The sequence below is a fragment of the Bradyrhizobium sp. BR 10261 genome (assembly GCF_019455395.1).
Lineage (GTDB): Bacteria > Pseudomonadota > Alphaproteobacteria > Rhizobiales > Xanthobacteraceae > Bradyrhizobium > Bradyrhizobium manausense.
The window spans coordinates 39,301-48,441 of the sequence record NZ_JACOFQ010000044.1; the positions used below are offsets into that span (position 1 = coordinate 39,301).

The 9,141-nt window shown below is 64.6% G+C and carries 10 protein-coding genes, 1 pseudogene and 1 riboswitch; of the genes and pseudogenes, 3 read left to right on the forward strand and 8 right to left on the reverse strand.

The window, feature by feature from the left end; all coding sequences use genetic code 11:
* The first annotated feature begins 5 nt into the window (after nucleotides 1-5).
* Both HYH07_RS33510 and HYH07_RS33515 read left to right on the forward strand, forming a co-directional pair.
* Complete coding sequence (locus tag HYH07_RS33510) at nucleotides 6-272, forward strand: tautomerase family protein (protein WP_228749940.1); 267 nt, start codon at nucleotides 6-8, stop codon at nucleotides 270-272.
* Nucleotides 273-385: 113 nt separating this feature from the next.
* Nucleotides 386-778, forward strand: a complete 393-nt coding sequence (locus tag HYH07_RS33515) for a thioesterase family protein (RefSeq protein ID WP_220006467.1) — start codon at nucleotides 386-388, stop codon at nucleotides 776-778.
* Nucleotides 779-924: 146 nt separating this feature from the next.
* Here the strand turns inward: HYH07_RS33515 and proC are convergent, their stop codons facing one another.
* The gene (gene proC / locus HYH07_RS33520) at nucleotides 925-1,749 is read right to left on the reverse strand and encodes a pyrroline-5-carboxylate reductase (protein ID WP_220006468.1); all 825 of its coding nucleotides are present in this window, start codon (nucleotides 1,747-1,749) and stop codon (nucleotides 925-927) included.
* A 204-nt stretch (nucleotides 1,750-1,953) separates the two neighbouring features.
* A complete protein-coding gene (locus HYH07_RS33525; protein WP_220006469.1) occupies nucleotides 1,954-2,454 on the reverse strand; it encodes a YbjN domain-containing protein in 501 nt (166 codons plus the stop codon).
* Between the two features lie 411 nt (nucleotides 2,455-2,865).
* A riboswitch (FMN riboswitch) is annotated at nucleotides 2,866-3,024 on the forward strand.
* A gap of 74 nt (nucleotides 3,025-3,098) precedes the next feature.
* Between HYH07_RS33525 and HYH07_RS33530 the strand changes: the two genes are divergently transcribed.
* Nucleotides 3,099-3,647, forward strand: coding sequence for a 6,7-dimethyl-8-ribityllumazine synthase (locus tag HYH07_RS33530; RefSeq protein ID WP_220006470.1), 549 nt, complete (start codon nucleotides 3,099-3,101; stop codon nucleotides 3,645-3,647).
* A 263-nt stretch (nucleotides 3,648-3,910) separates the two neighbouring features.
* Here the strand turns inward: HYH07_RS33530 and HYH07_RS33535 are convergent, their stop codons facing one another.
* The 6 genes and pseudogenes from HYH07_RS33535 to HYH07_RS33560 all read right to left on the reverse strand — a co-directional run.
* Nucleotides 3,911-4,945: an ATP-grasp domain-containing protein gene (locus HYH07_RS33535; RefSeq protein ID WP_220006471.1), complete on the reverse strand. Its 1,035-nt coding sequence runs from the start codon at nucleotides 4,943-4,945 to the stop codon at nucleotides 3,911-3,913.
* Nucleotides 4,942-5,970 (reverse strand): putative zinc-binding metallopeptidase, encoded by a 1,029-nt coding sequence (locus tag HYH07_RS33540; RefSeq protein ID WP_220006472.1) that lies wholly within the window; start codon nucleotides 5,968-5,970, stop codon nucleotides 4,942-4,944. Before HYH07_RS33540 ends, HYH07_RS33535 begins: the two co-directional genes overlap by 4 nt.
* Nucleotides 5,971-6,163: 193 nt before the next feature.
* The gene (locus HYH07_RS33545) at nucleotides 6,164-7,117 is read right to left on the reverse strand and encodes a ribose-phosphate pyrophosphokinase (protein WP_057741970.1); all 954 of its coding nucleotides are present in this window, start codon (nucleotides 7,115-7,117) and stop codon (nucleotides 6,164-6,166) included.
* Nucleotides 7,118-7,321: 204 nt separating this feature from the next.
* The gene (locus HYH07_RS33550; protein ID WP_220006473.1) at nucleotides 7,322-7,951 is read right to left on the reverse strand and encodes a hypothetical protein; all 630 of its coding nucleotides are present in this window, start codon (nucleotides 7,949-7,951) and stop codon (nucleotides 7,322-7,324) included.
* Nucleotides 7,952-8,113: 162 nt separating this feature from the next.
* A complete protein-coding gene (pgeF, locus tag HYH07_RS33555) occupies nucleotides 8,114-8,881 on the reverse strand; it encodes a peptidoglycan editing factor PgeF (protein ID WP_220006474.1) in 768 nt (255 codons plus the stop codon).
* Nucleotides 8,881-9,141: pseudogene (locus HYH07_RS33560) on the reverse strand (class I SAM-dependent methyltransferase); the annotation flags it as partial. The gene pgeF and the pseudogene HYH07_RS33560, both read right to left, overlap by 1 nt.

The window sequence follows — 9,141 nt, forward strand, 5'->3', positions numbered from 1 at the left end:
AAATGATGGATTGCCGGGTCAAGCCCGGCAATGACGAAACGGCAATTCGAAGCAGCAGGGAGACAACAATGCCTGAGATCACCGTCAGCATGGCCGAAGGCCGCACCGACGAGCAGAAGGCTGGCATGATGCGCGACATAACCCAGGCGCTGGTGAAGAATCTCGGCGTCGATGCCGAGGCCGTCGTCATCCAGATCAACGAAGCCCCGCTCCGCCACAAGATGAAGGGTGGCAAGACATTCGTGGAGCGCGCGGCGGCGGCGAAAAAGTAACGCGTTAGCGTCATTCCGGGGCAGCCCGTCAGGGCTGAACCCGGAATCTCGATCGACAATCTCTGGATTCCGGGTTCGCGCGTCGCGCGCCCCGGAATGACGAGCAGGCAGCCATGGACGCACGCGATCTCATCAAGATCGGCATGAGCGCCGAGCGCACGCTGGTCGTGCCGGCCGAGCGCACAGTCGGGCATTTCGTGCCGGGCATGCCCATGGTCTACGCGACCCCGATGATGATCCTGGAAATGGAGATGACCTCGGGCGATGCGATTCGCTCGGCGCTCCAGCCGGGCTGGGTCACCGTCGGCACCGAGGTCGACATCCGCCATCTCGCCGCTGCGCTGGTCGGCGCGACGGTGCGGACCATTGCGAAAGTGATCGCCGTGGAGCGCCGCGTGATCCGCTTCGAGGTCGAGGCATTCGAAGGCGCGCGCAAGCTGGGCGAAGGCCGCCACGCGCGCGGTCTCGTCAATGTCGAGCTGTTCAACAAGCGCCTCGGCGCCTAGCCAGGGGCGCGATGCCGTAGGGTGGGTTAGCTCGCGGTCGCGCGAAGCGCGGTCCGCTAGCGTAACCCACCACTTCTGTCGCCCCAGAAACAGAAGAGGTGGGTTACGGCTTCGCCTAACCCACCCTACGCAGCTACGGCACCTGTTTACTTCGCCAATTCCTTCGATCGCTTCGTCGCCGCCGCGATGGCGCGGATCATCAGGTCGCGCAGGCCCGGCTCGCCCATCAGCACGCCGAGGGCGGCGGCCGTGGTGCCGCCGGGCGAAGTGACGTTCTGGCGCAGCGTCGCGGAGGGAAGATCCGACTGGTGCAGCAGCTCGCCGGAGCCGGCGACCGTCTCGCACGCGAGCTTGGTTGCCAGCGCTTCGGGCAATCCCGCTTCCACACCGGCGCGCGCGAGCTCTTCGGCGAGCAGGAACACATAGGCGGGCCCTGAGCCTGAGACGGCGGTCACCGCATCCATCAGGCCTTCATCCTCGACCCACTCGACCGAGCCGGTGGACCGCAGCAGCGCATCGGCGACGGCGCGCTGACCCGCGCTGACATTCTTCGCAGCAACCGCGACCGTGATGCCGCGGCCGATCGCGGCCGGCGTGTTCGGCATCGCGCGCACCACAGCGCCGCCGCAGACCTCTTCGAGCGAGAGAATCGTGGTTCCCGCCATGATCGAGACCACGGAGGTCTTGTCCGAGACGAACGCCCTCAGCTTGGCGCCGGCCTCGCGAAACATCTGCGGCTTCACCGCGACGACCATCGTCTCGACAAAACCCGCCGCCTTCGCATCAGGATTGAGCGCAACGCCCCTGGCGGCGAGCGCGGTGATCTCCGGCGAGAGATGCGGATCGACCACCGCGACGCGGCGCGGATCGAGCCCGCCGGCCAGCCATCCGGTCAGCATCGCGCCGCCCATCTTGCCGGCGCCGGCAAGCAGGATGGTGCCGGTGATGTTCTGGAGAGTGCTGTTTGCCATTGTGGTCACCACAAATTCGGTGTCGTCCCGGCCTAGTGCGCAATTGCGCACGGGGGCCGGGACCCATAACCACGACTGGTTCTAGTGGATGGAGAGCCGAGCAACAAGCCGCGTGCCACAAGCGAGATCACGCGGTATGGATCCCGGATCTGCGCGCGCTTTGGGCGCGCTTGTCAGGGGGCCCATCTCACGTCTTGGAGGCCCCTACGCCTCGCCCACAGTATCGAACATCGCCGCATCCATGGCTTGCGCGGTGGTCTTGCCGGCCCACACCACGAACTGGAACGCCGGGAAGTAACGCTCGCAGGCGTGGATGGCGCCGGCGAGCATGGCTTCGCATTGCGCCGTCGAGGCGGTGAGGCCGCCCGGCAGCACCAGGGCCTGGCGGTGCATGATCATGCCGGTGTTGGTCCAGAGGTCGAAATGGCCGATCCACAATTGCTCGTTGACGGCGGCAACGAGCTTCTGCACCTCGCCGCGTCGCGCGGCAGGAATCTTCATGTCGAACGCGCAGGCCAGATGCAGCGCCTCGATCTCACCCATCCAGGTGAAGGAGATCTGGTAGTCGGTCCATTGTCCCTTTGAGACAATGGTCAGCTCGTCCTCGCCGGAGCGTTCGAACGGCCAGTTGTTGCTGGCAGCGATATCCTCGACCACCGCAAGCGGGTGATTTCGGGAATCGATGGTACCTTCGAGCAGGGACATGCCGTCTCGACCTCTTGCCTTCTTGTTGTCTTTGATACGCACGCGGTTGGTCCGGCGCGCGCTCCCTCAATTTTCGCTGAAGGCGATCCCTGGGAGCCGCTGTTGAGATCCCGGGATCAGCGCGGGCTTGTCGCGGATCAACTGATGTGATTTGCGGAATCTGCGCAACTGGGTCGCGAGTCCGTCCACAAGCCATGACTCGTTCGTCCACAGCTCATCTCGGCCATAATTGTTAACGATTGAGAACAAACCGGAATCGGATTCCCGAAAATCGCCAGCCGTTAATTCCGCGGCGCGAGGGCTGCACCGCCCTGGCGGCATGGGACCATGCGGTTTTGGCTAGGGAACAGGCTTGCCTGCGGCCCCGGACCGGCGGCATATTTCCGCCCAGGTCGCTCAATCCCGGGCGGCCGATGTTCTCAGGGCGGGGTGAAAGTCCCCACCGGCGGTAAGGGCCGAAAGGCCTAAGCCCGCGAGCGCCTTCCCCTAGGTCTTTGCTGAAGGGAAGGGTCAGCAGATTCGGTGCAACTCCGAAGCCGACGGTTAAAGTCCGGATGAAAGAGAACGGTCGGTGGCAGACGCATCGCAAGGTGCGGCTGTTTGTCGTTCCGTGTGCCCTGATTCTGGTCCCTTGAAGGAAAGCCATGAATCAGATGTTGCAAGATCCCCAGACAGGCACTTCCCAGACCCAGCCGCCGGTTCCAACGGCGACCGAGCATCCGCGTTTTGCAAAACCGCAGCGGGTGGCCTTCGTGCAGGCCTGCTGGCACCGCGACGTGGTCGCGGAAGCCCGCATCGCCTTCATGAAGGAAGCGGAGGCGCGCCATCTCACCCATGTCGACGTGTTCGAGGTGCCGGGCTCGTTCGAGATCCCGCTGCATGCCCAGGTGCTCGCCAAGACGCGGCGCTACACCGCGATCGTCGCCGCTGGCCTCGTCGTTGACGGTGGCATCTATCGCCACGAATTCGTCGCCGACACCGTGATCAAGGCGCTGATGGACGTGCAGCTCCGCACCGAGGTGCCGGTGTTCTCGGCCGTGCTGACGCCGCAGCAATTCCACGAGACCGAGGTGCATTACGATTTCTTCCGCAGGCACTTTGCCATCAAGGGCGTCGAGGTCGCGGCCGCCTGTGCCGAGACGTTGCTCGGTCTCGAGCGCCTGCGCGGCCAGGTCGCGGCGGGGATCGTGTGACGCGGCACAACGGGTCGCGCTTCTCATCCCGAGGAGCGCAATCCGTCACCCTGAGGTGCTCGCCTCTTCGGCGAGCCTCGAAGGGCGACGGCCCCGCTGCATCTCGCCCGTACATCCTTCGAGGCTCCCGGCACGATGCTCCGCATCGCGCCCCTCGCGCCTCAGGATGACGGATGAAACAGCTCGTCACACGTAGCCGGTTGTCAATCCTGCCGCCGTCCGCAAAGCCGGCGGCGGCAGGAGCGACCAACCGTGCTAAGCCCTCACCCCAGCGACACGCCCGCCTTCGCCCGGCTGATTCCGAGCGCCAGGATGCGATGGAGCAGATCCCCGTATTTCAGCCCGTCGTGCTGGGCCGCGGTGGCGAATTCCTGGCTCTTGGCGATCTCGGGGTTGGGATTGGCTTCGATGAAATACGGCGTGCCGTCGGCGGCGAGACGGAAATCGATGCGGGCATAGCCATCGAGGCCAAGCGCCCGGTAGATGCGTTTCGCGGCGCGCTGGATCCGCGCGGTGACTTCGGGCGCAAGGTCTTTCGCCGGCCCGTCGACGATGCCGAGGCGTTCCTGATAGTCGGTGTCGTGCTTGGCCTTTTCGGTGGCGATATGCCGTGAGCTGCGCCCGCCCATGCTGCCGAATTTCAATTCCCACACCGGCAACACGCGTAGCCGATTGTTGCCGAGCACGCCGACATAGAGCTCGCGCCCCTCGATGAATTGCTCGGCGATCGCGGCGGTCTCGACCCGCTCGTGGATGAAGGCGACGCGTTCGGCGAGCTTCTCGTCGGTGTCGACGATCGAGGCCTGCGAGATGCCGACGGACCCATCCATGTTGAGCGCCTTGACGATCAGCGGCAGCGCAAGATGTTTTGGTCGTTTCACCTTGCGGCGCATCGGGAAGACGGCGAAGGCGGGTGCGGCGATGCGGCGGTGATGCACCAGCGTCTTGGACAGGTCCTTGCCGCGCGCCAGGATCAGGCCGCGCGGATTGCAGCCGGTATAAGGCACCTTCATCAGTTCGAGGTAGCTGGCGATGTGCTGGTCGTAGGCGACGTTGTAGTGGAATTCCTCCAGCAGCGTGAAGACCACGTGCGGCTTGAACTCCTCGATTGCTACACGGACCGGCCTGATTTCCTCCTGCGCGCCGAGCGGACGGACCTCATGACCGGCCGCGCGCAATGTGCTGACGACGTCGTATTCCGTTTTCCAGTTGTTGATTTCCTGCGGCGTGTATCCATCGGAGGAGTCCGGAGGCATGAAATCCGGATGCATCAGCACGAGAATACGGAGTCGTCTCATAGCGCGATCCATTTGCGCCGAGACGGGCCGAACAGCGCGTGCATCGTCTTGGCGGTCACGAGGACAGTGAAATCGAGAACGAGCTTCTGTTCGGATCCCACCGCGCGCAGGTCCAGCTCGCGGCAGCGGGAGATCATGTCGTCGAGCACGGCATCGAGCGTGAGCTGGTTCTCGCCGGTCCATCGCGCGACCAGCCGTCTGATCTGGGCGCGGTGCCGCCTGATCAGGCTCGAAGCAGGCTTCGAGCGATGATGCCGTGGATCGGTGGAAAACAGCCGCGACAGGTCGCGGTCGTAGGTCTTCGGCGGCGTGAAAGCGTAGAACGCCTGCTTCTTCTTGTAGTGCTCCTCGAGCGTCTGGCTGAGCTGGCTGAGGGGATCGACGCGCTCGCGCGTCGTGATCAGCGGACGTTTTCCAGCGATCTCGCCCATCAGCTCGTCGACATATTCGAGCTTCTTCAGCGCCGGCCAGCCCTCATATCGCGTCCGCCAGTTCGAGCGCGGGCGCAGCCACACCGCAAATGTCTCGGCGAAATCTTCGTCCGGGTGGCTCTGCGCGTACCACAGCCGCAAATGCTGGACGTAGCGCCGGCTCGCCGGATTGGGCCGGTAGTAGCGCGGATAGTGCTTCGACGACGGCCCGAACAGTTGCTGCCAGCGCCGGCGCCGCTGCAATTGGAAGCCGTGCTGGATGGCATGGCCGGCCTCGTGGCGGAGGATAGCCATGCACTCGCGCCAGGTGCCGCCCTCGACGTCGAACATCATCTTCTTCTCGAGCTTCATCAGGCGCGGATGAGCGAGATAGAAGGGAATCGCGATGCCGGGCACGTCTCCCGGACTGAACCATTCGCTCGAGATCCATGTGTGCGGCCGCAGCCGGATGCCGCGCTCGTCGAGCTCTTCGTGCAGTGTGGCGACACAATCCTCGAGCCAGGTGCCTTCGACCGTAACCCTCAGGCTGGAGAGGCGCTGCTGTAGCAACTCGTCATCCGACAGTTTTTCCCAAGCGAATTTCCGGTGGGGCATCTTGTATCCAGAGCGCAGAGATGACTCGGCGTCATGATGATGTCATGCCCGGCAGCCGGCAACAACCCGCGCTGAGAGTCAGAACGCGAGACCGTAGGGTGGGTTAGCCGAAGGCGTAACCCACCTCTTTGGTTTACGAGGAGCCAGACTTGGTGGGTTACGCTACGCTAACCCACCCTACAAGATCGAGTGTTCAGTCGAACAGGCTCGACACCGACTCTTCCGCGGCGGTGCGCGCGATCGCGTCGGAGATCAGGCTGGCGATCGGCAGCGTGCGGATGTTCGGCGCCTTGGTCACCGCTTCCGTCGCCAGGATCGAGTCGGTGATGACGAGCTCTTTCAGCTTCGAGCCGGCGATACGGGCGGCCGCGCCGCCAGAGAGCACGCCGTGGGTGATGTAGGCGTAGACCTCCTTGGCACCCTTGGCGATCAGCGCATCGGCTGCGTTCACCAGCGTGCCGCCGGAATCGACGATGTCGTCGACCAGGATGCAGCTGTAGCCGGAGACGTCGCCGATCACGTTCATGACTTCGGACTCACCCGGACGTTCACGGCGTTTGTCGACGATCGCGAGCGGGGTGTTGATACGCTTGGCAAGCCCGCGGGCGCGGGCCACGCCGCCGACGTCCGGCGAGACCACCATCACCTTGCCAAGGTCGAAGCGCTCGCGGATGTCGCGCACCATCACGGGGGCCGCGAACAAATTGTCGGTCGGGATATCGAAGAAGCCCTGGATCTGGCCGGCATGCAGGTCGAGCGTCATGACGCGGTCGACGCCGGCATGGGTGATCAGATTGGCAACGAGCTTCGCCGAGATCGGCGTGCGCGAGCCGGAGCGGCGGTCCTGCCTGGCATAGCCGAAATAGGGGATCACTGCGGTGATGCGGCGCGCCGATGAGCGGCGCAGCGCGTCGGTGATGATCAAGAGCTCCATCAGATTGTCGTTCGCCGGAAACGAGGTCGACTGGATGATGAAGGCATCCGAGCCGCGGATGTTCTCCTGGACCTCGACGAAGATCTCCATGTCTGCGAAGCGCCGGACCACCGCTTTGGTCAGCGGCACGTCGAGGCCCTGCGCGATGGCCTGGGCGAGGGCCGGATTGGAGTTGCCGGCGACAAGCTTGATGGAGCCGTTCTTGGCCGACATGGACGCTTCCTCCCGCGCTTTGCTGGATACGACGTTCAACATCTGAGAATACCCACTGGCAGCACGGTTACGACGGGCGAGGAAATATCAGGCGAGAGGCCGCAATGGCAACCCGGGATGCTACGTTTTCCCTCTGAAATCCTGAGTCGGGCCAACGGTTTGGCCAAGACTTGGTCAAGACTTGAGGTCGTGGTTTCGCGATGGTTATTGCTGGGCGTAGCCGAGCGCCGTGGCCGGCATGTCCGGCGCCGGAGCCCCAGGCGTCACCCTTGCTATCGCGGGGCCGCGCAGGCCCGGAACCGAGCCAGGGGCATCCGGCGTCCCGTTGATCATATTGGAAAGTCCGCTGAATCCGGCTTGGGCGATCTTCCGCAGCACGAGGTCGTCGGCCGCGGTCCAAGGATCACGGGTCGTATCCTTGCCGCCCTTGGCCGCGGTCGGTTCCTCGCCGGAGAGGCGCAGCGCCCGCTGCTGGTTGGCGTCGTAAACGTCCCAGACCCAGGCGATCACGGTCTTGCCGCGCACGATTTGGGCGGAGAGGTAGCTGCGCACGCGGTAGGCAGCCGTCCCTTCGCGGGAAACGATCGAGAGGCTGCGCAGCTTGGATTCGCTGTCGAGCACGCCGACCATGCGATCGAACACCTGCGGCGGCGGCCCGTCGATGGATTCGAAGGCCACCGTCGCCCCGGAGCCGGCGCTCGGTGTTGCCATCGCATAGGAATTGGCGGGCGCGTTGCCACCGGCACAGCCGGCCAGCGCGGTCGCTGCTGCCAGCAGCATGGCCGCCAGCACGCGCGAGCCGGCACGACGCAAGTTGGATGACGCTTCCCTCATTGAGGGCAGCGATATCGTTAAAATCGATTAAGGTCTAGGGCGGGGGAGACACAGATCACCGCTGTCATTCCGGGGCGCGCCACTTGGCGCGAACCCGGAATCTCGAGATTCCGGGTTCGATGCTTCGCATCGCCCCGGAATGACACGAGGTTGCCTGTGTGTTCACCCCTCCAGCGCGATCGCGTGAATGTGCCGGCCGTAATCCGGCTCCTTGCGGTGCACCGAGCGGCGATAGCTGAAGAAGCGTTCGTCGGCGTAGGTGTCGAGACCCAGGTCGTCGATCATCAGGATGCCGGCGGCTTCGAGCCGCTTGCGGATGAAGCCGGCGAGATCGAACATCGCATGGCCCTCGCGCACCGACGGAACGAAGAACATCGCATTCTCCGCATCCGCCTCGATGAAGCGGGCGACGAACTCGTTGCCGACCTCGTAGCTCTCCTGTCGGATCAAGGGCCCGATCGCGGCGATGATGCCCCCGCGCGTGGCACCGAGCTTCTCCATCGCTGCAACAGTGGATTCCAGCACGCCGGTCAGCGCACCCTTCCAGCCCGCATGAGCGCCGCCGATGACGCGCGCGTTGGGATCGACGAACAGCACCGGACCGCAATCGGCGGTGGAGACGCCGAGTGCGATGCCCGGCGTTTTGGTGACCAGCGCATCGCCCTTCGGCCGCGGTCCGCTCGGCCAGGGTGCGTCGGCGACGATCACGTCGGGCGAATGGATCTGATGCAGGCTGATGAAGCGGTCGGCGGCGACGCCGACATGCTCGGCCATGCGGCGGCGGTTCTCGGCGACAAGGGCCTGATCGTCGTTGGAGCCGAGCCCGCCGTTCAGCGCGGAATAGATGCCGCTGGAGACGCCGCCCTCGCGCGTGAAGAAGGAATGGCGCAGGCCGGGCACTGCCGACAGCAGTGACGAAGTCAGGGTCATCAATTGCCTCCGGCCTGTTCGAGATCGCTGAGGCCGGCAAGGCCCGTCAATCTTGGTTCGGAGATGCCGAGCACCTTGAACATCGAGCCCATGCCGCCGCGCCCGGTATCGGTCAGCCGCTTCAGCGCCACGGAAATGTCGGTCGCAACTTCAGGTGTCGCCTTCTGCATCAGCGCGGCCGCGCGGGTGTCGATGCCGACCCGCTTGAGGAAGTCGCTCTGCGTCACCGGCCCGTGCACACGCGCGCCGACGTTCTCGGC

Excerpts from the sequence above, each read along its gene's own strand:
- HYH07_RS33510 (WP_228749940.1), top strand. The coding sequence starts at position 6 with ATGGATTGCCGGGTCAAGCCCGGCAATGACGAAACGGCAATTCGAAGC.
- HYH07_RS33515 (WP_220006467.1), top strand. The coding sequence starts at position 386 with ATGGACGCACGCGATCTCATCAAGATCGGCATGAGCGCCGAGCGCACG.
- proC (WP_220006468.1), bottom strand. The coding sequence starts at position 1,749 with ATGGCAAACAGCACTCTCCAGAACATCACCGGCACCATCCTGCTTGCC.
- HYH07_RS33525 (WP_220006469.1), bottom strand. The coding sequence starts at position 2,454 with ATGTCCCTGCTCGAAGGTACCATCGATTCCCGAAATCACCCGCTTGCG.
- HYH07_RS33530 (WP_220006470.1), top strand. The coding sequence starts at position 3,099 with ATGAATCAGATGTTGCAAGATCCCCAGACAGGCACTTCCCAGACCCAG.
- HYH07_RS33535 (WP_220006471.1), bottom strand. The coding sequence starts at position 4,945 with ATGAGACGACTCCGTATTCTCGTGCTGATGCATCCGGATTTCATGCCT.
- HYH07_RS33540 (WP_220006472.1), bottom strand. The coding sequence starts at position 5,970 with ATGCCCCACCGGAAATTCGCTTGGGAAAAACTGTCGGATGACGAGTTG.
- HYH07_RS33545 (WP_057741970.1), bottom strand. The coding sequence starts at position 7,117 with ATGTCGGCCAAGAACGGCTCCATCAAGCTTGTCGCCGGCAACTCCAAT.
- HYH07_RS33550 (WP_220006473.1), bottom strand. The coding sequence starts at position 7,951 with ATGAGGGAAGCGTCATCCAACTTGCGTCGTGCCGGCTCGCGCGTGCTG.
- pgeF (WP_220006474.1), bottom strand. The coding sequence starts at position 8,881 with ATGACCCTGACTTCGTCACTGCTGTCGGCAGTGCCCGGCCTGCGCCAT.